20 protein-coding genes are annotated in these 22,003 nt (G+C 73.1%); 8 read left to right on the top strand and 12 right to left on the bottom strand.

Annotated elements, in window-relative coordinates:
* Window positions 1–48 precede the first annotated feature (48 nt).
* Complete coding sequence (locus ASC99_RS02910) at window positions 49–612, top strand: DUF4291 domain-containing protein (RefSeq protein ID WP_057227734.1); 564 nt, start codon at window positions 49–51, stop codon at window positions 610–612.
* A gap of 7 nt (window positions 613–619) precedes the next feature.
* On the opposite strand, the gene ASC99_RS02905 is transcribed toward ASC99_RS02910, so the two are convergent.
* Window positions 620–1,060 carry a hypothetical protein gene (locus tag ASC99_RS02905; protein ID WP_057227731.1) on the bottom strand — a complete coding sequence of 147 codons (441 nt, stop codon included), beginning with the start codon at window positions 1,058–1,060 and terminating at the stop codon, window positions 620–622.
* Window positions 1,061–1,234: 174 nt separating this feature from the next.
* Between ASC99_RS02905 and ASC99_RS02900 the strand changes: the two genes are divergently transcribed.
* Entirely contained in the window at window positions 1,235–1,930 is a 696-nt protein-coding gene (locus tag ASC99_RS02900) for a hypothetical protein (RefSeq protein ID WP_057227729.1), read from the top strand.
* Between the two features lie 2 nt (window positions 1,931–1,932).
* Here ASC99_RS02900 and ASC99_RS02895 read toward each other — a convergent pair whose 3' ends face one another.
* The 4 genes from ASC99_RS02895 to ASC99_RS02880 form a co-directional block, all read right to left on the bottom strand.
* The gene (locus tag ASC99_RS02895; protein WP_057241131.1) at window positions 1,933–2,916 is read right to left on the bottom strand and encodes an iron-siderophore ABC transporter substrate-binding protein; all 984 of its coding nucleotides are present in this window, start codon (window positions 2,914–2,916) and stop codon (window positions 1,933–1,935) included.
* 67 nt (window positions 2,917–2,983) lie between these two features.
* Complete coding sequence (locus ASC99_RS02890; protein ID WP_057227727.1) at window positions 2,984–3,772, bottom strand: ABC transporter ATP-binding protein; 789 nt, start codon at window positions 3,770–3,772, stop codon at window positions 2,984–2,986.
* Entirely contained in the window at window positions 3,772–4,815 is a 1,044-nt protein-coding gene (locus ASC99_RS02885; RefSeq protein ID WP_057227726.1) for an iron chelate uptake ABC transporter family permease subunit, read from the bottom strand. The genes ASC99_RS02890 and ASC99_RS02885 overlap by 1 nt, the downstream gene beginning before the upstream one ends.
* A complete protein-coding gene (locus ASC99_RS02880) occupies window positions 4,812–5,840 on the bottom strand; it encodes an iron ABC transporter permease (protein ID WP_057227725.1) in 1,029 nt (342 codons plus the stop codon). The genes ASC99_RS02885 and ASC99_RS02880 overlap by 4 nt, the downstream gene beginning before the upstream one ends.
* An 83-nt stretch (window positions 5,841–5,923) precedes the next feature.
* Between ASC99_RS02880 and ASC99_RS02875 the strand changes: the two genes are divergently transcribed.
* On the top strand, window positions 5,924–6,529 hold the full coding sequence (locus ASC99_RS02875; RefSeq protein WP_057227724.1) for an HAD family hydrolase: 606 nt from the start codon (window positions 5,924–5,926) through the stop codon (window positions 6,527–6,529).
* Window positions 6,530–6,560: 31 nt separating this feature from the next.
* On the opposite strand, the gene ASC99_RS02870 is transcribed toward ASC99_RS02875, so the two are convergent.
* A complete protein-coding gene (locus ASC99_RS02870; protein WP_057227722.1) occupies window positions 6,561–6,785 on the bottom strand; it encodes a hypothetical protein in 225 nt (74 codons plus the stop codon).
* 169 nt (window positions 6,786–6,954) lie between these two features.
* Here ASC99_RS02870 and ASC99_RS02865 point away from each other — a divergent pair, with 169 nt between their 5' ends.
* Together ASC99_RS02865 and ASC99_RS41865 are read left to right on the top strand one after the other, a co-directional pair.
* Complete coding sequence (locus tag ASC99_RS02865; RefSeq protein WP_057227720.1) at window positions 6,955–8,094, top strand: esterase family protein; 1,140 nt, start codon at window positions 6,955–6,957, stop codon at window positions 8,092–8,094.
* A 382-nt stretch (window positions 8,095–8,476) separates the two neighbouring features.
* Window positions 8,477–8,860: a cold-shock protein gene (locus tag ASC99_RS41865; RefSeq protein WP_057227717.1), complete on the top strand. Its 384-nt coding sequence runs from the start codon at window positions 8,477–8,479 to the stop codon at window positions 8,858–8,860.
* A 16-nt stretch (window positions 8,861–8,876) separates the two neighbouring features.
* On the opposite strand, the gene ASC99_RS02855 is transcribed toward ASC99_RS41865, so the two are convergent.
* From ASC99_RS02855 to ASC99_RS02840, 4 genes are all read right to left on the bottom strand, one after another.
* Window positions 8,877–9,719: a 1,4-dihydroxy-6-naphthoate synthase gene (locus tag ASC99_RS02855; protein ID WP_057227714.1), complete on the bottom strand. Its 843-nt coding sequence runs from the start codon at window positions 9,717–9,719 to the stop codon at window positions 8,877–8,879.
* Window positions 9,716–10,456: a futalosine hydrolase gene (locus tag ASC99_RS02850; RefSeq protein ID WP_057227713.1), complete on the bottom strand. Its 741-nt coding sequence runs from the start codon at window positions 10,454–10,456 to the stop codon at window positions 9,716–9,718. Before ASC99_RS02850 ends, ASC99_RS02855 begins: the two co-directional genes overlap by 4 nt.
* Before the next feature lie 2 nt (window positions 10,457–10,458).
* Entirely contained in the window at window positions 10,459–11,031 is a 573-nt protein-coding gene (locus tag ASC99_RS02845) for a hypothetical protein (protein WP_057227711.1), read from the bottom strand.
* A 67-nt stretch (window positions 11,032–11,098) separates the two neighbouring features.
* Window positions 11,099–12,466: an MFS transporter gene (locus ASC99_RS02840; protein ID WP_369824301.1), complete on the bottom strand. Its 1,368-nt coding sequence runs from the start codon at window positions 12,464–12,466 to the stop codon at window positions 11,099–11,101.
* Between the two features lie 437 nt (window positions 12,467–12,903).
* Here ASC99_RS02840 and ASC99_RS02835 point away from each other — a divergent pair, with 437 nt between their 5' ends.
* The gene (locus ASC99_RS02835) at window positions 12,904–13,785 is read left to right on the top strand and encodes a DUF3027 domain-containing protein (protein ID WP_057227709.1); all 882 of its coding nucleotides are present in this window, start codon (window positions 12,904–12,906) and stop codon (window positions 13,783–13,785) included.
* Between the two features lie 252 nt (window positions 13,786–14,037).
* Window positions 14,038–17,331 carry a sacsin N-terminal ATP-binding-like domain-containing protein gene (locus tag ASC99_RS02830; protein WP_082598029.1) on the top strand — a complete coding sequence of 1,098 codons (3,294 nt, stop codon included), beginning with the start codon at window positions 14,038–14,040 and terminating at the stop codon, window positions 17,329–17,331.
* 28 nt (window positions 17,332–17,359) lie between these two features.
* On the opposite strand, the gene ASC99_RS02825 is transcribed toward ASC99_RS02830, so the two are convergent.
* Both ASC99_RS02825 and ASC99_RS02820 read right to left on the bottom strand, forming a co-directional pair.
* On the bottom strand, window positions 17,360–19,867 hold the full coding sequence (locus ASC99_RS02825) for an HAD-IC family P-type ATPase (protein WP_057227707.1): 2,508 nt from the start codon (window positions 19,865–19,867) through the stop codon (window positions 17,360–17,362).
* A 52-nt stretch (window positions 19,868–19,919) separates the two neighbouring features.
* Window positions 19,920–20,195 (bottom strand): DUF2530 domain-containing protein, encoded by a 276-nt coding sequence (locus ASC99_RS02820; protein WP_057227705.1) that lies wholly within the window; start codon window positions 20,193–20,195, stop codon window positions 19,920–19,922.
* Window positions 20,196–20,439: 244 nt separating this feature from the next.
* Here ASC99_RS02820 and ASC99_RS02815 point away from each other — a divergent pair, with 244 nt between their 5' ends.
* Window positions 20,440–21,900, top strand: coding sequence for an NCS2 family permease (locus ASC99_RS02815; RefSeq protein ID WP_057227703.1), 1,461 nt, complete (start codon window positions 20,440–20,442; stop codon window positions 21,898–21,900).
* The last annotated feature ends 103 nt before the right edge of the window (window positions 21,901–22,003 follow it).

Below are 22,003 nucleotides of genomic sequence, written 5' to 3'. Positions count from 1 at the left end.
AGGGAAACCGTTGGCGACTCCGGCACGGCGGCTGACAGGGTGCGGTGCATGACGCCGCAGTATCAGATCCGCGCCGACCACGACGCCCGTACCGTCGTGGTCTACCAGGCGTACTCGTCCGCGATCGCCGACGCCGCACTGCGGGCGGGGCGCTTCGTCGCACCGTTCTCGTTCCGGCGGATGACCTGGATCAAGCCCTCGTTCCGGTGGCTGATGCACCGCAGCAACTGGGCCCGCAAGCCGGGGCAGGAGCGCGTCCTCGCCGTGCGGATGACCCGGGAAGGCTGGGAGCAGGCGCTGTCCCAGGCCGTACTGACGACCGCGAGCCCGGAGGCGGTGGCTCAGGCTGCCGTGCACCTTCAGTGGGACCCCGAGCGCTCGGTGCGTGGAGCGGCGCTGAACCACTACAGCATCCAGGTCGGCATCGGCCGCCACCTGATCCGCACGTTCGCCGAGGACTGGGTCGTCAGCCTCACCGACCTCACCCCGCAGGTCCACAAGGCCGCGACGCTGGTCCGCAACGGACGCGCCGCCGAGGCTCGGCGACTTCTGCCCGCAGAGCGCGTCTACCCGGTGAGCCGGAGCCTGGAAGAGCACCTGTCGCCGAGGTAGGTCACGGTCAGCGGCGGCCGGTGGACAGGATGACGAGGAACTGGCCGCCGCCCGCCTCGATGTCGGCGGTCACCGGCAGCCCCGGTACCAGGCGGGAGAACCGGTCCACCAGCCAGTCGGCCGCCTCCTGGGCGTCCTTCCTGGTCGGACAGCGGCCCACCATCTCGCGGCCCCCCTTGCGCTCCAGCCTCCCGGCCACGGTGATCAGCGGCGCGGGTTCGACCACGTACAGGCGGTCCGGCCAGGGGATGACCACCTTGACGGCGCCCTTGCGGGTGTTGCACCCGCGGTGCGCGAGCCGCTCGGCGATCTTGGCCTTCCGGTCGGCGGTCCGGCTGTCGACGCTGGGCCCCCGCGGGTCGTTCACCGACTCGTCGGGGTCTACCGGTTCGTCGCACACCCAGCAGCGCCAGCCATCGCGCTCGGCCACATCATCAAGGAGACTCACCCGAGCAAACTAGCCTGCCCGGCCGCCATCCCGTGCATCAGGACCTCGGCAGTGTCCTGACACCGGCCGACAGCCCTGCCTGGGCGGGGCGTGCAGCGGGGGCGTGGGGGCGTGAAGGGGGTCGTGCCGGGGGGTGGAAGTGGGTAGCGTCCGTGGTGAGGCGAGGGGTGGCGCATGGCGGACGGCGAGTGGTGGCGGGTGGACGGGCCGTGGCGGGTGCTGGGGCGGAAGTCCGAGGAGACGTCGGCCGAGGTGACGGAGTCGGTGTACGCACCGGAGACGCCGGTCGAGCGGGCCGAGGTCCCGCCGGAGGGGGCGTGGCTGATCGCCCGGGCGGCACCGAGCCGGCCGCTGACGGCCGCCGACTTCCCGGGGTGGGACAGCGTCACCTTCGACTTCCCGGTGGCCGAGTCGGAGCCCGCCGCCGGGCAGCTGCCGGAGCAGCGCACGGAGGAGGCGGTGGCGGAGCAGGCGGAGCCGCCTCCGGCCGAGCAGGACCGGTCGTTCCTGACGGGTCGTCGCCCCTCGCCGCTGGTACTGCTGGCGGTCGTGGTCCTGCTGGCGGGTGCGGGCACCGGCCAGCTGCTCGCGCTGCTGGCGGGCTGGGCGCTGGCGTACGTGTCCCGGCTGGGCGACCTGACCAGGAAGTTCGCCGTGCTGGTGGTGCCGTTGGGCACGCTGACCGGTACGGCGATCTGGCAGTGGGGCCGGGTGCAGGGCAAGTGGGGCTCCCCGGCTGGGCCGGCCGACCAGCTGGGGCGGCAGGTCTGGGACGGTGCGCCCGGTGCGCTGCGGCTGGCTGCGGTGCTCTCGGCGCTGTTCCTGCTGGCGGTGACACTGCGTCGGCGCAAGGCGGTCGCGGAGGGCTGAGGTCAGGCGCCCAGGAAGTGCTGCAGCTCGGCCAGGATCTGGTTGGCCCCGGTGTAGCCGATGCCCTCGAACCAGAGCTGGTCGTCCACCGGGAAGGCCCGGTGGGCCTGGACGGCGCCGAGCGCCTGCCAGCCGGGGCCGGCCAGCACCGCGTCGGTGCCGGCCTTGGCGGGGTCGCCGTATGTCGAGTAGAAGAGGAAGTCCCCGTCGGCCTCGGCGATCCGGTCGGGCGGCACCTCGACGGCGAACCGGTCGACGTTCTGCGGGTCGGGCCGTCCGAGCTGGAGGTCGGCCAGCAGGGTGCCGACGAAGTTCTGCTTCCCGTACAGCCGGACGGTCGGGGACCCTTCGACGAACCGGACCACGCTGATCCGCCTGCCGCCCGAACCGGCGTTGCCGATCGCCTGGGTGGCCCTGCCCACGTGCCGGTCGTACTCGGCGGCGGTGACGGCGCCCTGCGCCCGGCGGCCGAGGGCCTGGGCGTGCAGCTGGAAGTTGACCTTCCAGGGGAAGCCGGTGGTCCGGGTCAGCACGGTGGGGGCGATCGCCCGCAGGGCGTCGTAGTACGCGCCGTCCCGGGTCTGGTTGCCGAGGATCAGTTCCGGGGCGAGAGCGGCGATCCGGGCCGTGTCCGGGCTGCCGATGTCGCCGACCTGGGTGATCCGGTCCCGCCAGGCGAGCGGCCAGTAGTCCGGAAGCCCCTGGTCGGCGGGGGCCCGGGCGGCGCCGACCGGGGGGATGCCCAGGGTGATGGCGGAGTCCAGCTCGGCGGTGTCCAGCACCACCACCCGGACCGGCGCGCCGGGCACCTCGACCTCGCCCGTCGCGGCGGTCACCGTGACGCTCGGCACCGGCGCGGGGCTGGGCGTCTCGGTGCCGGTCGGCAGGTCGGGGACGGCCGGGGGAGCGGGTGCGCCGGTGCAGCCGGCCAGCAGGGCCGCCCCCAGCCCGGCCAGGGCGGTACGGCGGGAGAGTTGACGTGGCATCGGCACCCCGGACGGCTCGACAGTACGAGAGATGTCGATTATGTCCGAGTTGTCTGCTGACGTACGGTCAGCCCGCCCAGGGCGCGCCCGGGATCACCAGCGGTGTCCCGGTCACCGGGTCCGGCACGATCACCGCATCGAGGCCGAACACCTCCCGGACCAGCTCGGCCGTCACCACCTCGGCCGGCGGCCCCTGCGCCACGATCCGGCCGTCCCGCATCGCCACCAGGTGGTCGGCGTACCTGGCGGCCTGGTTGAGGTCGTGCAGCACGGCCACCACCGTCCGGCCGCGCTCCCGGTTGAGGCGGCGGACCAGGTCCAGCACCTCCACCTGGTGGGCGATGTCCAGGAAGGTGGTCGGCTCGTCCAGCAGCAGGATGTCGGTGTCCTGGGCGAGCGCCATCGCGATCCAGGCCCGCTGCCGCTGACCCCCCGACAGCTCGTCCACGCTGCGCCCGGCCAGCTCGGTGGTGGAGGTCCGCGCCATCGCCTCGGTGACCGCCTGCTCGTCCGCCGCCGACCACTGCTGCCACCAGCTCTGGTGCGGCTGGCGGCCCCGGGCCACCAGGTCGCCGACCGAGATGCCCTCCGGCGCGACCGGTGACTGCGGCAGCAGACCGATCCGCTGGGCGATCTTCCGGGTCGGGGTACCGGCCAGCTCGGCGCCGTCCAGCAGCACCTCCCCGCGCACCGGCCTCAGCAGCCGGCCGAGCGCCCGCAGCAGGGTGGACTTGCCGCAGGCGTTCGGGCCGACGATCACCGTCACGGCGCCGTCCGGCACGGTCAGGTCGAGCTCCTCGACCACCGTCCTGGACTCGTACGCGAGGGTCAGCCCGCGGGCCTCGAGACGGTGCATCAGGAACCTCCACGACGGGAACGGATCAACAGCCACATCAGGTACGGCGCACCCACCAGCGCCGTCACCACCCCCACCGGCAGCTCCACCGGCGCCAGCAGCCGCCGGGCCAGCAGGTCGGCCAGCACCACCACCACGGCGCCGGTCAGCGCCGAGCAGCACAGCGGCAGCTGCGCGCCCCGGGTCAGCCGGACCGCGATCTGCGGCGCCATCAGTGCCACGAAGTCCACCGGTCCGGCCGCACCGGTCGCGCAGGAGGCCAGCACGATGCCGAGCAGGGCCGTGCCGAGCCTGATCCGGTTCAGCCGCAGCCCGAGGCCGACCGCCGTGGAGTCGTCGAAGGAGATGCTGCGCTGCGCCCGGGCGGCCCAGAGCACGGCCGGTACGGACGCCAGCAGCACCCAGGCCAGATAGCCGGACTGGTCGAAGCCGGCGCCGTTCAGACTGCCCGTCATCCAGACCTTGGCCTGCTGCGCCTGGAGTCCGTCGCCCTTGGTCAGGAACAGCGAGGTGAGCGAGGAGAGCGCGATCGAGATGCCGATCCCGATCAGTACGAAGCGCTGCGCGTGCATCCCGCGCCGCCAGGCCAGCAGATAGACCAGCAGCCCGGCCGCCAGGCCGCCGGCCACCGCCACCCACGGCACCTGACGGGCCGTCTGCACGTACCCGAAGGCCATCAGGCCGACCACCACCGCGCTCGCGCCGTGGCTCACCCCGATCACGTCCGGGCTGGCCAGCGGGTTGCGGGCGACGGTCTGGATCAGTGCCCCGGCCAGGCCGAGCGCCAGGCCGACCAGCAGACCCACCGTCACCCGGGGCAGCCGCAGCTCGCCGACCACCAGCTGGTCCGGGCTCGGCCGCCCGAGCAGCACGTCCAGTACGGAGGCGGGCGAGACGCTCGACTCGCCGAGGCAGAGCGAGGCCACCACCGCGCCGAACAGCAGCACCAGCAGCGCCGCCGCGACCGCGACCGACCGCCGGTGCACCAGGAACGAGGCCGGGCCGAACCGGGCCACCGAGTGACCGCTCAGCGGGAGGCTCATGCCGCCACCACCTTCTTCCGGCGCACCAGCGCGACCAACACCGGTACGCCGACCAGCGCGGTCATCACGCCTGCGGGTACTTCCGAGGGCGGGAACAGCACCCGGCCCAGGGTGTCGGCGAGCAGCAGCAGCGCGGGCCCGAGCAGCGCGGACAGGGTCAGCACCCAGCGGTGGTCGGTGCCCACCAGCGCCCGGGCGGCGTGCGGCACGGCCAGGCCGACGAAGGCGATCGGCCCGGCCGCCGCCACTGCCGAACCGGTCAGCACGGTCGCGCCGAGCGCCCCCACCGCCCGGGTGGTGCCGGTCCGCGCGCCCAGGCCCTTGGCGGTGTCGTCGCCGAGTGCCAGCGCGTCCAGGCCCCGGGCCACCGCGAACACCAGGGCGGTGCCGACCAGCAGAAAGGGCATCAGCTGCCAGGCCACGTCGGCGGTCCGCCCGGCCAGCGAGCCGACGTGCCAGAACCGGAAGCGGTCCATCGTCGCGGCGTCGGTGGTCAGCACGGTGGTGATCAGCGAGGCGATGAAGGCGGTCATGGCGGAGCCGGCCAGCGCCAGCTTGACCGGCGTCGCCCCGCCCCGGCCGGTGCCCGCCAGCGCGTACACCAGCACGGCGGCGACCGCGGCCCCGGCGAAGCCGAACCAGACGTACCCGGCCAGTGAGCCGACGCCCAGCACCGAGATGGCGAACACCACGCCCGCCGCCGCACCCTGGCTGACGCCGAGGATGCCCGGTTCGGCGATCGGGTTGCGGGTGACGCCCTGCATCACCGCCCCGGCCAGGCCGAGCGCGGCACCGACGGCCAGCCCGACCACGGTGCGCGGCAGTCGCAGCTCGCGGACCACCACGGCGTTGGCGGTGTCGCCGCCGTGCAGCAGCGCCGAGACGGCCTCGCCGAACGGGACGCCACGGCTGCCGACCGTCAGGCTCAGCAGGACCGCGGCCAGCAGGACGGCCACGGCGGCGGTCAGCCAGAGTATTCGGCGGCGCAGCAGCGCGCGGCGGCCCGGCTCGGTGGTGTCAGCCATATGTCCCATTTCGCAGTCAACTGAGGCAAACCTAAGTTGGGGGCTGCGGACGGGGCAAATTCCGCCCTTCTAGGGTGGGGGTCATGTCTCTCACCGTGGGCTTCGACCTCGACATGACCCTGCTCGACACCCGGCCCGGCATCCAGGCCACCTATGACGCGCTGTCAGCTGCCACCGGTGTGCGGATCGACAGCGCGCTGGCCGTCACCCGGATCGGGCCGCCGCTCGCCCAGGAGATCGCGCAGTGGTTCCCGGCCGAGGCGGTGGCGGAGATGGCGGACCTGTATCGAACGCTCTACCGCGAGCACGCGCTGCCCGGCACGCTGGTCCTGCCGGGCGCGGTCGAGTCGCTGGCCGCCGTCCGGGCCCACGGCGGCCGGGTCGCGGTGATCACCGGCAAGTACGAGTCCAACGCCCGCCTCCAGCTCGACCACGTCGGCCTGGCCACCGACATCCTGGTCGGGGACACCTGGGCCGAATCGAAGGGCGACGCCCTGCGGCTGCACGACGCCACGGTCTACGTCGGGGACCACCTCGGCGACATCGTCGGGGCCCGGGCCGCAGCCGCGGTCGCGGTGGGCGTGACCACGGGGCCGTACGGCGCCGCCGCACTGTACGAGGCCGGTGCCGATGTGGTCCTTCCGGACCTCACGACGTTCCCCGCCTGGCTGGCCGCCCACCTCGGGTAGCTGCGCTCCGGGTATCAGCCGTCAGGGCCACCTATGCCTGGTTGGTCTTGCGGGCCGAGAGGAACAGCCCGCTCAGGGCGAGCAGGAAGCCGGCCGGCATCAGCATCGAGATCCAGTAGGCGACCGACGGCAGCGGAGTGAGGTCGAAGAAGAGCGGGACGAAGGTCACGATCGCGCCCACCGCCCCGACCAGGAAGACGATGCCACCGGCTCGGACGAGGCCGTCGCCGCGGTCGGTGGTGGTGCTGCTGCTCACGGGGACTCCTCGACGACGTGGCCCGGGACGGGTCAAGTGTGGCAGCCCGCCGCCCCCGTCGATCGGCGGGGGCGATATCGGCCCAGACGCTCAGGTCTCACAGCCGGCTCTCAGGCAACCTGGAGGGAGGCGGGTGGACCGCGCGGGCCGAGCAGGGGCGAACGAACACATGGGTCTGACGAGTCACAAGGTGCTCGCGCTGTCGGCGCTGGTCTCGGTGCTGATGGTGGCCGCGACGGTCTGGCTCTGGCCCAGGCTGGCGAAGCGGAGCTGGGCGACGGTGTTCGGCCGGCTCGGCACCATCCTCGCCACCCAGCTCGCCGTGATGTGCACCGTCGGGCTGGTCGCCAACAACTACTTCGCCTTCTACAGCAGCTGGGCCGACCTGATCGGGAGCAACGAGGACGGCCCGGTGGTGATCCAGAGTCAGCTCGCGGACGGCCGCAAGGGCGCCGTGGTCCAGACGATCTCGAACGAGAACGTCCGGGGCGCCAACACGGTCGGCCGGGAGCCCGCCGTGGTCGGCAAGCTGGAGAAGATCCGGATTCCCGGCGCGGCCACCGGTCTGGCCACCGAGGGGTACGTCTACCTGCCGCCGCAGTACTTCCAGCCGGAGTTCAAGGACCGGAAGTTCCCGGCCGCGATCGCCATCACCGGCTTTCCCGGTGACGCGAAGAACCTGATCACCAAGCTGAACTACCCCTCCACCGAGCTGTCGCTGATCAACGAGGGCAAGACCAAGCCGTACGTCCTGGTGCTGATGCGGCCGTCGCCGGCCATGCCCCGGGACACCGAGTGCGAGGACATCCCGGGCGGCCCGCAGTCCGAGACGTACTTCGCCCAGGACGTGCCGCAGACCATCAGGGACTCCTACCGGGTCGCCTCGGGCCCGGGCAGCTGGGGCGTCATCGGCAACTCCACCGGCGGGTACTGCGCGCTCAAGCTGGCCATGAAGCATCCGGACGTGTTCGCCGCCGGGGTCTCGCTGTCCGGCTACTACCGGGCCGCCGAGGACCCGACCACCGGCGACCTGTTCGGCGGCAGCCAGGACCGCCGCAACCAGGCCGACCTGGACTGGCGGCTGGCCAACCTGCCGAAGCCGGACGTCTCGCTGCTGGTCGGCGGCAGCAGGGAGGGTGACGGGGACTACTACGCGGCCACCCGGAAGTTCGCCGCGGCCGCCAAGGGCAGCGACACCAAGATCTCCTCGATCACCCTGGAGACCGGCGGCCACAACTTCAACACCTGGAGCCGGATGCTCCCGGCCTCGCTCGGCTGGCTCGGCGACAAGCTGAACACCCCCGCCTGAGCCGCACTCTCCCGACCTGCGCCGATCCGGGGGTTCGTCACAGCGCGCAGTTCCTCGGGGACGGAAAGTTTCGGCCCGCAGGTGGTCAGGGTATGCAGCCTTCGCACGGGGCCGTCCGGTTGCCCCGCCGTCCTGATCGGGGGTGTCGTCAGTGCCGAGCGCTCAGCCGCTGCCTGGCCGCGCCAGGCCCTGGTCGGGCAGTGCCAGGTGCGTCAGAACGCCGTACGAGAAACCGGCTGCGTGCCGGTGAGGCACTGACGGATCATTAGGCTGCTGACCCCGAGCCCGACCTGACGCCCCAGCGCGGTCGGCTCGTCATCCACCCCGGTGATCCCCGGCCCACGGCCGGGGTCTCCCCGCACCCACACGAGGACTTTTCGAGATGCCCACCGGCCAGGTCAAGTGGTTCAACGAGACGAAGGGCTTCGGCTTCCTGTCGCGCGACGACGGCGGCGACGTCTTCGTGCACACCAAGGCACTGCCCGCCGGGGTGACCGCGCTCCGGCCGGGGCAGCGGGTCGAGTTCGGCGTGGTGGCCGGGCACCGGGGCGACCAGGCGATGTCGGTCACGCTGCTGGAGGCGCTGCCCTCGGTGGCCGCCGCCCAGCGCAAGAGCGCGGACGACATGGCACCGATCGTGCAGGACCTGATCACCACGCTGGACGCGGTGCTCGCCGGCCTCCAGCACAACCGCTACCCGGCCAAGCCGACCGGTGAGAAGCTCGCCGCCCTGCTGCGCGGGGTGGCGGACCAGTTCGACGTCTGAGGCGGTTGACCCACCCTCAGAACTCCAGCGCACCCGGGCCGATGGCGGGCACCAGCCCCTCGGCGGCGGCCCGGGTGAGCAGGCCGCGGACGGCGGCGTAGCCGGCCTCGCCCAGGTCGGCGGTGAACTCGTTGACGTACAGGCCGATGTGCTGGTCCGCCACCGCCGGGTCCATCTCCTGCGCGTGCGCCAGCACGTACTTCCGGGATGCCTCGGGGTCGTCCCAGGCCATCCTGACCGAGCTGCGGATGGTGGCCGCCAGCTCGTCCAGCCGCTCGCGGCCGAGCGACCTGCGGGCCACGATGGCGCCGAGCGGGATCGGCAGGCCGGTCTCCTGCTCCCAGGCCTCGCCCATGTCGGCGAGCCGGTGCAGGCCGTACTGCTGGTAGGTGAAGCGGGCCTCGTGGATCACCAGCCCGGCATCCACCCGGCCGTCCCGGACGGCGGGCATGATCTCGTGGAACGGCAGCACCACGATCTTGCCGAAGCCGCCGGGCACCGCGTTCGCCGCCCAGAGCCGGAACAGCAGGTAGGCGGTGGAGCGCTCGCTCGGCACCGCGACCGTACGACCGGTCAGACCGGCGGCCTCGCCCGTCTCCCGGGTCAGCACCAGCGGGCCGCAGCCCCGGCCCAGGGCGCCGCCGCAGGGCAGCAGCGCGTACTCGTCCAGCACCCAGGGCAGCTGGCCGTAGCTGATCTTCAGCAGGTCCAGTTCCCCGCGTTCGGCGAGGCCGTTGGTGATGTCGATGTCCGCGAAGGTCACCTCGGGCGCCTCGGCGCCCGGCACCAGACCGTGTGCCCAGGCATGGAAGACGAAGGTGTCGTTCGGGCAGGGGGAGTAGGCGACCTGCAGGGTCATCGGGCGACCTCCTGGATCAGCTCCCGGTAGGGGAGTAGAACGAACGCTCGCTCCAGCGCGCCCAGCGCCTCGCCGATCCGCCAGGCCGCCCGGTCCCGGGGCCCCACCGGGTTGGAGACGGTGCGCAGCTCCAGCATCGGTACGCCGTACCGCTCCGCCGCCTGCGACACTCCGTAACCCTCCATCGCCTCCGCGACCGCGTGCGGGTGGCGGGCCGTCAGCTCGGCCGCCCGCTCGGCGCTGCCGGTCACGGTGGAGACCGTCAGTACGGTGCCGGTGGCGGCGTCCAGCGCGTCGGCGGCCAGCCGGACGGCGCCGGACGGCGGGGTGTACCTGATCCGGCCGAAGCCGAGCTCGGTCACGTCCCGGAAGCCCTCGGGGGTCTGCGCGCCCAGGTCGGCGACCACGATCTCCTCGGCCAGCACGATCGCCGCGATCGGCGCCCGGGGGACGAAGCCACCGGCGATCCCGGCCGAGATCACCAGGTCGTACGGGTGCGCCGCCAGCACGGCGGCCACCGAGACGGCGGCCGCCGTCGGGCCGACCCCGGCCACCAGGACGTCCACCTCGGTGCCCGAGGCGTGCTCACTGCGGCGCAGCTCACCGACGTCCAGCGGCACCGGCCGGGCGCCGTCCCGCAGCCCGCGCAGCACCGCTTCGGCCTCCGCCTGAACGGCAACGGCGACGAGCAGCCGGGGGGTACCCGGCCGCGCGTCGCCGCCTGGGGGCCGCGTCACCCCTACTGCTCCTGCTGCTGCTGCTGCGCGGCGGGCTGCTCGCCGACGGCGTCCTTGTTCTTGAGCTGGAAGTACCAGACGCCGATGATGTCGCCGGTCTTCTCGTTCGCCTCGACCACGGTCACCTTGGTCTTCTCGGTGGCGGCCAGCAGGCCCGAGGCCGGAAGCAGACCGGAGAAGGTCGAATCGGTACGGGTCGCGGCCAGCGTGGCGCGCTGCTGCTGCCCACCGTCGGTGAAGGCGAACCAGCCCTTCTCCGCCACCTTCGGGTCGACGCCGACGCCGACCTTGTCGGCGGTGGTCACGTCGAGGCTGGGCAGGGTGCCCTTCTCGAACGCCTCGGCGGCGCTCTTCTGGCAGGCCCCCTGGGATTCCTCACTCAGCGGCTTGCCGTCGTTGTAGCAGAACTTGCCGAACGGCTCGGAGTGGATGGAGGAGGTGCCGACCACCAGGGTGGCGAGCTTTCCCCTTGGTGCGTCCTCGCCACGGGCGATCGCAACGGAGGCGCCGACCGTGCCGGCGGCGATCACGACAACGGCGCCGACGGCGGCGATGACACGGGTGCTGAGGCTCATGGGCTAGAGGCTACCGGCCTGACCCGATCAGCAAACTCCGGGGTCGCCCGAATGCCCTACGGCCGGTCTAGGCAGTCCGGGGTGCCTGGTGCGGGCCGAGCCGGACCAGCGACCAGAGCGTCCAGACCAGCGGGATCAGGAGCAGCCCGGTCGCCGTCCACAGCCCGAGCGAGCCGTTCAGCGGCAGGGTGATCCCCAGCGCTCCGCCAGCCACCCAGCAGAGCTGGAGCAGCGTCTCGGACCGGGCGAAGGCGGAGGTCCTGACCGCCTCCGGTACGTCCCGCTGGATCAGCGCGTCCAGTGCCAGCTTCCCCAGCGAGGCCGCGGCCCCGGCCGCCGCCGCGACCAGACCCACCGTCAGCAGCCCGTACCAGAGCGCAGCCGCCCCGGCCGCGACCGTGGCGACCAGCAGGCTGGCGGTGACGATCAGCTCGGAGCTCCGGGTCCGCAGCCAGGAACCGAGGATCGAACCGAGCGCGTTGCCGCCGCCCGCGCAGGCCGCCACCACCCCGATCGTCACGGTCGGCTGCAGCCCGCCGACCGGGTCGTCCCGGAGCAGGAAGGCCAGGAACATCACCAGGAAGCCGACCAGCGCCCGCAGCGAGGCCACCGCCCGGAGGGCGAGGATCACCGAGGGGCCGACCGTCCGCAGCCGGGCCTTGTCCGGCCTGCGGCGGTGCTCCTCGCCGGTCAGGTGCTCCTCGGAGTGCAGCACGGCCCGCTGCTCGCCCTTCGCGGAGTCCACCTTGTGCGGCAGGTGAAAAGCCATCAGGGTGCCCACCACGAAGACCAGGAAGGCCCCTCGCAGCGGCCAGGCGGGCCCGATCAGATGGAGCAGGCCACCTACCCCTGCGGCCACCATTCCGGCCAGCAGACCGGCCAGCGTGACCCGGGAGTTGGCCTTCACCAGGGAGAGCCGGGGTGGCAGCAGCCGGGGCACCACGACGCTGCGCACCACCCCGTACGCCTTGGAGGCGACCAGTACCCCGAGCGCGGCGGGATAGAGCGTCAGCCCGCCGTTGATCACCGGACCGGCCATGGTCCACGCCAGGACCGCGCGGGCCAGCATCGAGATCGCTATCGCGGACCGGCGGCCCTGCGGCATCCGGTCGAGCAGCGGGCCGATCACCGGGGCGAGCAGCGCGAACGGCGCCATGGTGACCAGCAGGTAGAGCGCGACCCGTCCCCGGGCCTCGCCGGTGGGGACCGAGAAGAAGACGGTGGAGGCCAGCGCGATCGTGATCAGCATGTCGCCGAAGGAGTTCAGCGCGTGCAGTTCGATCAACTTGGCGAGGCCGGATTCACCGGCGCCCTCGGCCGCGGTGGCGCGTCGGATCCGGCGGCCGGTGCCGTGCACCACCCGGCCGGTGCGCAGACCGGCCGAGGAGGCACCGCGTACCAACAGGTTCCGGCGGGGCGGCGTCGGTCCACCCACCGGCGGCGGCCCGCTGTCGCTCGCCGAGGGGACGGGGTTGGGCTGTCGTGACACCGGTGCCGACGGGCCGGGTTGCTCCGGTCCCGCGCCTTCGGGCCGCGACGGGATCTCGTCCGCCACGTAGCCAATCCTGCCCGAGATTCGCCCATACAACGCGGGGGATCTCCATGATCACCACGACTTGACCTGACCCGCCTCCAAGCCGGACTGTCCCGGGTGGCCGACCGGCGGGTAGCCTGCACTACGCGCGTGCACTGCCCAGCGGGCGGCGCGGCCGGTCAGCGGACAGGCGCAGGTACCGCAGAATGATAAGAGAGACGGTGCCCACCGGACCGGAGCTCCTGGCAGGACCGCGCGGGTCCAGCAGCTGACGGACCGTGGGCAAATGGGCCGCAGGCTACAGAACTTGGGAGAGAATCGACGCCGTGAGTGCTGCGATGCGAAGCCGTACCCCCGACCGGCTCTGTGCCGAGGCCGTCGAGATCGCCCGTCAGGCCGCCGCCGAGGCGGTCGGCCCGGAGGCCGTAGGGGCGCACCTCGGTGTCCGCGCCGACGGCGAGCGGGTCGTCACCCATACGTTCGAGTGCCTGGACGCGGCCTACCGCGGCTGGCACTGGGCCGTGACGGTGGCCCGCGCGCCCCGGGCGAAGAACGTCACGCTGGACGAGACGGTGCTGCTGCCCGGCCCCGACGCGGTGCTCGCACCGCAGTGGGTGCCGTGGAGCCAGCGCCTGCGTCCCGGTGACATGGGCCCCGGCGACCTGCTGCCGACCGACGCGGACGACCTCCGGCTGGAGCCGGGCTGGTCCGGCGAGGACGAGCCCGCCCCGAACTCGGTGGCCGCCCTGGACGAGACCGAGGACCTGGTCGTCACCGACCCCGGCCTCCAGCCCAGCCCGGCCCGGGCCCAGATCAGCGCCGTCGCCGGGGAGCTCGGCCTCGGCCGCCCCCGGGTGCTGTCCCGGATCGGCCTGCACCTGGCCGCCGACCGCTGGGAGACCGCACACGGTCCGCAGACGCCGATGGCCCAGGCGGCCCCGGCCAACTGCGACACCTGCGGCTTCCTGATCCCGATCGGCGGCTCGCTCGGGCAGGCCTTCGGCATCTGCGGCAACGAGTTCGGCCCGGCCGACGGCCAGGTCGTCTCCTTCGCCTACGGCTGCGGCGGCCACTCCGAGGCGGCGGTCATCCCGGCCCCGCCGGCCCCGTCCGAGCTGATCCTCGACGAGCTGGAGATCGAGCCGATGCAGCTCCACCCCGACCGCACCAGCGGCTCCGTCGAACCCGACGCCCCGGCCGAGGAGCTCGGCCACTCCTAGGCACAGCTGCCCTCCGGGCATCAGCCACCAGGGGCTCGGGGAACTGCGACGCCGACCCTTGCAAGGTGATCCGTACGTAGGCGGTCAGGCACTTTTGCAGGTGACCCCGGCGCCAGATCTCCTCGCAGTTCCCCGAGCCCCTGGATAGTGCAACCGAGCGTCCTGCGAAGCCCCTGCGCGGAGTCGCGGTCCGGGCAGGGGAGAATGCCCCCGTACGGCAGGGCCAGGGTGGCGGCGGAAGGCGGCAGTGCAGTGGAGCCTCGGATCATCGGTGGCAGCAGTGACGAGCAGGTGGCCGACCCCTTCGACACGGCCGGTCTGCGCCGTCGGGTCCTGGACGCCTGGACGGCCGCCCCGGCCCGCTTCCGGGAGGACGCCAACGCCGAGGAGGAGCTCGCCCTCGGCGGCTACCGCGACCGCCTGATCGTCGAGTTGGCGCAGAACGCCGCCGACGCGGCGGCCCGCACCGGCACCGGCCCCGGCCGCCTGCGGCTGACCCTGCGGGACGGCGTGCTGGCCGCCGCCAACACCGGCGCCGCGCTGGACGAGGCGGCCGTCGAGTCGCTGGCCACGCTGCGGGCCTCCTCCAAGCGCACCGACGAGGCCCGCACCGTCGGCCGCTTCGGCGTCGGCTTCGCCGCCGTGCTCGCGGTCACCGACGAACCGGCCGTGCTCTCGGCCCACGGCGGGGTCCGCTGGTCGCTGACCGAGGCTCAGGCGCTCACCGAGGAGCGGCCCCAGCTGGCCGAGGAGCTGCGCCGCCGGGAGGGCCATGTGCCGCTGCTGCGGCTGCCGTTCCCGGCCGAGGGCGCCGCGCCGACCGGCTACGACACCGTGGTGGTGCTCCCGCTCAGGGACGCCGCCGCCGAGGACCTGACCCGCCGTCTGCTGACCGGGATCGACGACGCGCTGCTGCTCACCCTGCCGGGCCTGGCCGAGGTCACGGTCGAGACGCCCGACGGCGTCCGGACCCTGACCCGTTCGGCGGATCCGGCGCCCACCGAGGGGATCACCACGGTCACCCTCACCGACGGCGACCGCAGCACCAGTTGGCAGACCGTCACCCGGAGCGGCAGCACCGCGCCCGAGCTGCTGGCCGACCGGCCGACCGAGGAACGCGCCCGCCCGTACTGGTCGGTGACCTGGGCGGTGCCGGTCTCCGAGGACGGCACCCCGCAGCCGCTGCGCACCGACCCGGTGGTGCACGCCCCGACCCCGAGCGACGAACCGCTGGGCGTACCGGCCCTGTTGATCGCCGGGTACCCGCTGGATTCGACCCGCCGTCATGTCGCGCCGGGCCCGCTCGCCGACTTCCTGACCGAGCGCGCGGCGGACGCGTACGCCGACCTGCTGCGGGCCAGGGGCGGCGACCTCGGGTCGCTCGGCCTGGTGCCGGGGCCGCTCGGTGACGGCGCGCTGGACAACGCGCTGCGCTCGGCGATCCTGCACCGGCTGCCCGGCACGCCGTTCCTACCGCACCCGGCGCCGGTGGAGGAGGGCACCCCCGCACTCCGGCCCCGGGACGCCACGCTGCTCGAAGGCGCCGACCGGGACGTGGTGGCGGCGCTGGCGCCGATCTTCCCCGGCCTGCTGCCGGCCGGCCTGGAGCGCCGTACCGAGCTGCGGGTCCTCGCGGTCCGCCGGGTGCCGCTGGCCGAGGTGGTCGACCAACTCGGCGGCCTGGAGCGGGAGCCGGCCTGGTGGCGCAACCTGTACGCGGCGCTCATGGGCGCCGACCCGGAGTCGCTCGGCGCGCTGCCGGTGCCGCTCGCGGACGGCCGTACGGTGACCGGCCCGCGCCGGGTGCTGCTGCCCTCCGATGCGGCCGACTGGGCCGGCTTCGAGGGCTACCCCGAGTCGCTGGCCGACGCGCTCGGCCTGCTCGACCTGCGGCTGGCCCACCCGGAGGCGGCGCACCCGCTGCTGGCGAAGCTCGGCGCCGGGACCGCCACCCCCGCCGGGGTGCTGGACACCCCGGAGGTGCGGGCTGCGGTGGCCCGTTCGCTGGAGCTCGGCGAGGACGACTTCGACGCCGCCGTCGACCTGGCCGACGCGGTGCTGGGGCTGGTCAAGGCCGCCGGGGCGACCCCCGGCGAGCACCGCTGGCTGGCCCGGCTGGCACTGCCGGACGACGAGGGCGAGCTGTCCAGGGCCGGTGAGCTGATCCTGCCCGACTCCCCGCTGTCCGCGCTGGCCAGGGACGACGACGCCGGGTACGTGGACGAGGACCTGCTGGAGCGCTGGGGCCCCGAAGTCCTGGCGGCGGCCGGGGCGTTGAGCAGTTTCGTGCTGGTCCGCGCCGAGGACGTGGTGCTCGACCCGGACGACCTGGAGCGGCTCGACCCGACCGCTCCCGCCGACCGGGCGGCCGGCGGCCGCCCGACCGGTCTGCTGGACGAGGCCCCGGACGGCCTGGCCGACTGGTGCGAGGACGCGCTGGAGGCCCTGCACGCCGACGACAACGGCGAGTTGGGCGTCCCGCCGGTGGCCGCGGAGCTGCTCGCGGTGCGTGACCTGGACCTGGTGGACGAGGACGCCTGGCCCGAAGCGCTGGCCCTGCTGTCCCGGCCGCCGTACCGGGAGGCGGTGGTCAACCCGGTCCGTACCCTGCTGCCGAACGGCAGTTACGTCGACCTGCCGCCGTACACCGCCTGGTGGCTGCGCGACCACCCCGTGCTGGACGGCAAGGAGCCCGCCGGCCTGCGCGCCGCCGGGGCCGACCCGCTGCTGCGCGGCCTCTACGACGAGGCCCGCACCACCCTGGACGAGACCTTCCTGCACGCCCTCGGGGTGCGGACCACGCTGGCCGCGCTGCTCGCCGAACCGCACGGCCCGGACGAGCTGCTGGACCGGCTGACCGATCCGGCCTCGACCGTGTCGCACCGTCAGCTGCACGGCATCCACAGCGCGTTGGCGACCGTCCCGGCCGACCGGGTGGAGGCCTTGGACGTGGTCAGGGCGGTGCCGCCGATGGACCCGGAGACCGGTCGCCGCCCCGACACCACGGTGCTGGTGGACGCCGCCGACGCGGTGGTCGCGGACGCCCCCGACCTGGTCGAGCTGCTGCACCCGTACCCGCTGCTGCCGGTCGCCCCCGAGCTGGCCCCGGAGCTGGCCGAGCGACTGCACGTCTCGCTGGCCAGCGAGGTGGCCGGCGGCCGGGTGCTCTCCGAGGGCACCCTGCACCGGACCCCCTCGGTGGTACGGGAGTTGCTGCCCGGCTGCCCCGCCGTCTACGAGGAGCACGACGAGCTGCTGGTGGTCGGCCCGGACGGCGACGAGGCGGCGATCGGCTGGCGTTGGGACCGCGCCGCTGCCGCCCCGGAGTTGCCCTACGACCCGGACGGTGCCGAAGCCGCGGACGAGGACGACGAGTTCGAGATCCCGCCGGTCCACGGCCTGTTGCACGCGGCCACCCCCGAGGGCCTGGCCGCCGGGCTGGCCTGGTCGGTCGGCCAGTGGCACCGCCGGTTCGAGATCCTGGCCGCCCTGGCCGAGCCGGACCGTGCCTACGAGCTGCTGGCGGCCCGGGACTTCGAGCGCTGAAACGCATCGGACACCGGCTGAGTACGTGTCAGCCGGTGTCCCCGTTGCGGCGGACGATCACCGCCCAGACCACCTCGAGCAGCAGCCCGGCCACCAGCGCGATGGCCACCCCGGTCAACGGGTCCCGCAGGCCCTTGAGCGAGAGCTGGAAGAAGTCCGACAGCCACGGCACCGCCAGCACCAGCGTGAACGCCCCGCCCATGGTGGCGATCAGCGCGACCCGCAGCCAGTTGTACGGCCGGGCCACGATCGCCAGCACCCACATCGCCACCAGGAACAGCGTCAGCGTCGCCACACTGGTGTCCGCCTCCAGGTCGGTCGAGTGGTTCGCCCGCGCCAGCATGTACGAGGTGAAGGTGGCCGCACCCGCGATCACCCCGCCGGGGACGGCGAGCCGCAGCACCCGCCGGACGAAACCCGTCCTGGCCCGCTCGTTGTTCGGGGCCAGGGCGAGGAAGAAGGCCGGGATGCCGATGGTCAGTGAGCTGAGCACGGTCGAGTGCCGGGGCAGGAACGGGTACGGCACATGGGTGATCACCACCAGCATGGCCAGCAGCACCGAGTAGACCGTCTTCACCAGGAAGAGGTTGGCCACCCGCTCGATGTTGCCGATCACCCGGCGGCCCTCGGCCACCACCGAGGGCAGGGTGGCGAAGCTGTCGTCCAGCAGCACGATCTGGGCCACCGCCCGGGTCGCCTCGCTGCCGGAGCCCATCGCCACGCCGATGTCCGCGTCCTTGAGCGCGAGCACGTCGTTGACGCCGTCGCCGGTCATCGCCACGGTGTGCCCGCGGGACTGCATCGCGCCGACCAGGTCGCGTTTCTGCTGGGGCGACACCCGGCCGAAGACGGTGGTCCGGTCGGTGACCTCGGCCAGTTCCTCGGGGTCGGTCGGCATGGTCCGGGCGTCCAACGGCAGCTCCGCGCCCGGCAGCCCGAGGTGCGTGGCGACCGCGCCGACCGCCACCGCGCTGTCACCGGAGATCACCTTCGCCTCGACCTGCTGGCTCTCGAAGTACCGCAGGGTGTCGGCGGCGTCCTCGCGCAGCCGCTGCTGGAGCACCACCAGGGCGAGCGGTTGGAGCTCGGCCGCCGGGTCGGGGGAGTCGAGCGGCTGCGGGGTCCGGCCGAGCAGCAGGACCCGCAGGCCGCGCGAGCCGAGCTCGTCCACCTCGGCCAGCGCCGGATGACCGGTCGGCAGCAGGACGTCCGGGGCGCCGAGCAGCCAGCTGGCCTCGGTGCCCTCCGGCTCCAGCAACTGCACCCCGCTCCACTTCCGGGCGGAGGAGAACGGCATCGCCTCCAGCACCCGCCAGCGCTCGCCGTCGCCTTGCCCGTTGCCGTGGCCGTCGCCGTACGCGTCGATCACCGCCTGCATGCTCGGGTTCGGCCGGGAGTCGGCGCCGCCCATCGCGCCGAGCGCCTGCCGCAGCATCTGCTGGTCGGCGAGCACGTGGTTGGCCAACGGGGCGTCCGGCCGCAGCCGGCCGTTGGTGCCCTGGCCGTCCGACGCGGCCAGCGGGCGCAGCTCGACCAGGTCCATGCCGCCCTCGGTGAGGGTGCCGGTCTTGTCCAGGCAGACGGTGTCCACCCGGGCCAGCCCCTCGATCGCGGGCAGCTCCTGCACCAGGCACTGCTTGCGGCCGAGCCGGACCACCCCGATCGCGAAGGCCACCGAGGTGAGCAGCACCAGGCCCTCGGGCACCATCGGCACGATGCCGGCCACCATCCGGCGGACCGCCTCGCGCCAGTCGTTCCTCTCCACCGCGAGCTGACTGATGATCAGGCCGATCGCGGTCGGGATCAGCAGCCAGGTGATGAACTTCAGGATCGCGTCGATGCCGCTCCGCAGCTCCGACCTGACCAGGGTGAACCGGCTGGCCTCCTCGGCCAGCTGCGCGGCGTAGGCCGCCCGGCCGACCTTGGTGGCGGTGAACGCGCCGGCTCCGGCGACCACGAAGCTGCCGGACATCACCTGGTCACCGGGCTGCTTGAGGACCGGGTCCGGTTCGCCGGTGAGCAGCGACTCGTCGATCTCCAGACCGTCCGCATCGGTGACCCGGCCGTCCACGATCACCTTGTCGCCGATGCCGAGCAGCACGGTGTCGTCGAGCACGATGCCGGCCACCGCGACCTGCTGCGCGGTGCCGTCCCGGCGGACCTGCGGCTTGGCCTCGCCGATCAGCGCCAGACCGTCCAGGGTCTTCTTGGCGCGCAGCTCCTGGACGATGCCGATCGCCGTGTTGGCGACGATGACCAGGCCGAACAGTCCGTCCTGGAGCGGCCCGACCACCAGGATGATGCCGAACATGACGCCGATGATCGCGTTGAACCGGGTGAACACGTTGGCCCGGACGATCTCGCGAGTCGACCGGCTGGAGCGGACGGGTACGTCGTTCACCTCGCCGCGCGCCACCCGCTCGGCGACCTCGGCGGCGGTCAGCCCGCCCGGGCGTTCGCGGTCCTCCTGAGGGGAACGGCGGGCGGGCGCATCGTCGCCGGGCTCGGTCGCCGTGTTCTCCGCAGGGTGAGTCATGGGACCGACTCTAGGTGGGCGATTTGTACAGTGCGCCCTACCTTGGTCCGATTCAGTCCAGCTGAGTGGCGGGGCTCTCGGCCGCCGCCTCCTTGCTGCGGCGGATCGCGTCCCGGCGGGCCCGGCAGTACCAGAGGCCGATCAGTCCGAGTCCGGCCCCGGCCAGGCAGATCCACGGCCAGCTGCCGTGGCCGTGCTGCTCCAGGCTGCCCTTGAAGGGGAGCAGCACCAGGAAGCCGACGAACCAGAGCACCGTGCCGCCGCCGACGATCGCAACGTCGTTCGCTTCCAGCGGCGGGGGAGAGGGGCGCAGTGCGGTCTTGGCCATGGGCCCCAGCCTACGGGGCGGGGTGCTCGGGGCCGTAGTGGTGGGCCGGGTCGGATGATCGAATCTGACCGTAATGGGCTCCTTCTACGCGCGAAGATAGCGCGTGCACGATGGAGGAACTCATACTGAGAATCCGCTACGGCCCTGGTGCGATCCCCCGACTGCCCGGCCGTCGCCCGGCAGCCCCGGCCAGTGACGCTCGGGTCTCCGCCCTCCTCACCTCCCCCACATGACGAGGACGCGAATGTCTCCGCTGGCCCAGCCGACCGCAAAGTCGCCCGAGCCCTCCCCGGCCACCCTGCCGCCGTCCAGCCCGCTGGACCGGTTCTTCAAGATCTCCGAGCGCGGCTCCACGCTCGCCCGTGAGGTCCGCGGCGGTGTCGCCACCTTCTTCACGATGGCGTACATCCTGGTGCTCAACCCGATCATCCTGGCCAATGCGGTCGACATGACCGGCGCCCACCTGAGCAGCGCCCAGCTGGTCACCGCGACCGCCCTGACGGCCGGTCTGACCACGCTGCTGATGGGTGTGATCGGCAACGTGCCGATCGGTCTGGCGGCGGGCCTCGGGGTCAACACCATCGTCGCGCTCCAGCTCGCCCCCCGGATGACCTGGGCGGACGCGATGGGCATGGTGGTGCTGGCCGGTTTCGCGATCATGATCCTGGTGGCCACCGGGCTCCGCGAGCGGGTGATGAACGCGGTGCCGCTCGGCCTGCGGAAGGCCATCGCGATCGGCATCGGCCTCTTCATCGCCCTGGTCGGCCTGGTCGACGCCGGCTTCGTCAGCCGCATCCCGGACGCCGCGCACACCACCGTCCCGCTCCAGCTCGGCACCGACGGCCACCTGAACGGCTGGCCGGTGCTGGTCTTCATCCTGGGCCTGCTGCTCACCCTGGTCCTGATGATCCGTAAGGTCCCCGGCGCGATCCTGATCAGCATCGCGGCGATGACCGCCGTCGCGGTCCTGCTCGACCAGGCCGCGACCATCCCGGCGAGCTCCTGGGGCCTGACCGTGCCGGAGTGGCCGGGCAACCCGGTCTCCGCCCCCGACTTCGGTCTGGTCGGTCAGGTCAGCCTGTTCGGCGGTTTCGGCAAGGTCGGCATCCTGACCGGCTGCCTGTTCGTCTTCACCGTGCTGATGTCCTGCTTCTTCGACGCGATGGGCACCATCCTCGGCGTCGCCGACGAGGCCCACCTGCTGGACGAGAAGGGCGACCTGCCCGGCATCAACAAGATCCTGATGGTGGACGGCATCGCCACCGCCGCCGGCGGCGCGACCTCCTCCTCCGCCAACACCTGCTTCGTCGAGTCCACCGCCGGCGTCGGCGAGGGCGCTCGTACCGGCTTCGCCTCGATCGTCACCGGCGGGCTCTTCCTGGTCGCGCTCTTCCTCACCCCGCTCGCCACCATGGTCCCGGCCCAGGCCGCCACCCCGGCCCTGGTCACGGTCGGCTTCCTGATCCTGGCCAACTCGATCCGGGACATCGACTGGTCCGACTACACGATCGCCGTCCCGGCCTTCCTCACCATGGTCCTGATGCCGTTCAGCTACAGCATCACCAACGGCATCGGCTTCGGCTTCATCACCTTCTGCATCCTGCGCCTCGCCGCCGGCCGCGGCCGCACCGTCCCGGTCGCCCTCTACGCGGTCGCCGCGGTCTTCGCCTTCTACTACCTGATGCCGGCCCTCGGCCTCGGCTGACCCGACGCGTCACCGGCGAGCCCTCCCGTGCACCGCATGGGAGGGCTCGGTGCGTTCTCGGAGGGCGTTTGGGAGGGGTGTTGTAGAGGTCCCTGGGGCAGCC

The sequence above is a fragment of the Kitasatospora sp. Root107 genome (genome assembly GCF_001424875.1).
In the GTDB taxonomy this organism is placed as follows: domain Bacteria; phylum Actinomycetota; class Actinomycetes; order Streptomycetales; family Streptomycetaceae; genus Kitasatospora.
Note: the sequence above shows the minus strand (reverse complement) of the source record. Positions and strands in the feature narration are given on the sequence as shown.

What these genes read in the sequence shown, in the direction of transcription:
- ASC99_RS02910 (WP_057227734.1), top strand. Translation starts at nt 49, where the DNA reads ATGACGCCGCAGTATCAGATCCGCGCCGACCACGACGCCCGTACCGTC.
- ASC99_RS02900 (WP_057227729.1), top strand. Translation starts at nt 1,235, where the DNA reads ATGGCGGACGGCGAGTGGTGGCGGGTGGACGGGCCGTGGCGGGTGCTG.
- ASC99_RS02895 (WP_057241131.1), bottom strand. Translation starts at nt 2,916, where the DNA reads ATGCCACGTCAACTCTCCCGCCGTACCGCCCTGGCCGGGCTGGGGGCG.
- ASC99_RS02890 (WP_057227727.1), bottom strand. Translation starts at nt 3,772, where the DNA reads ATGCACCGTCTCGAGGCCCGCGGGCTGACCCTCGCGTACGAGTCCAGG.
- ASC99_RS02885 (WP_057227726.1), bottom strand. Translation starts at nt 4,815, where the DNA reads ATGAGCCTCCCGCTGAGCGGTCACTCGGTGGCCCGGTTCGGCCCGGCC.
- ASC99_RS02880 (WP_057227725.1), bottom strand. Translation starts at nt 5,840, where the DNA reads ATGGCTGACACCACCGAGCCGGGCCGCCGCGCGCTGCTGCGCCGCCGA.
- ASC99_RS02875 (WP_057227724.1), top strand. Translation starts at nt 5,924, where the DNA reads ATGTCTCTCACCGTGGGCTTCGACCTCGACATGACCCTGCTCGACACC.
- ASC99_RS02865 (WP_057227720.1), top strand. Translation starts at nt 6,955, where the DNA reads ATGGGTCTGACGAGTCACAAGGTGCTCGCGCTGTCGGCGCTGGTCTCG.
- ASC99_RS41865 (WP_057227717.1), top strand. Translation starts at nt 8,477, where the DNA reads ATGCCCACCGGCCAGGTCAAGTGGTTCAACGAGACGAAGGGCTTCGGC.
- ASC99_RS02855 (WP_057227714.1), bottom strand. Translation starts at nt 9,719, where the DNA reads ATGACCCTGCAGGTCGCCTACTCCCCCTGCCCGAACGACACCTTCGTC.
- ASC99_RS02845 (WP_057227711.1), bottom strand. Translation starts at nt 11,031, where the DNA reads ATGAGCCTCAGCACCCGTGTCATCGCCGCCGTCGGCGCCGTTGTCGTG.
- ASC99_RS02835 (WP_057227709.1), top strand. Translation starts at nt 12,904, where the DNA reads ATGCGAAGCCGTACCCCCGACCGGCTCTGTGCCGAGGCCGTCGAGATC.
- ASC99_RS02825 (WP_057227707.1), bottom strand. Translation starts at nt 19,867, where the DNA reads ATGACTCACCCTGCGGAGAACACGGCGACCGAGCCCGGCGACGATGCG.
- ASC99_RS02820 (WP_057227705.1), bottom strand. Translation starts at nt 20,195, where the DNA reads ATGGCCAAGACCGCACTGCGCCCCTCTCCCCCGCCGCTGGAAGCGAAC.
- ASC99_RS02815 (WP_057227703.1), top strand. Translation starts at nt 20,440, where the DNA reads ATGTCTCCGCTGGCCCAGCCGACCGCAAAGTCGCCCGAGCCCTCCCCG.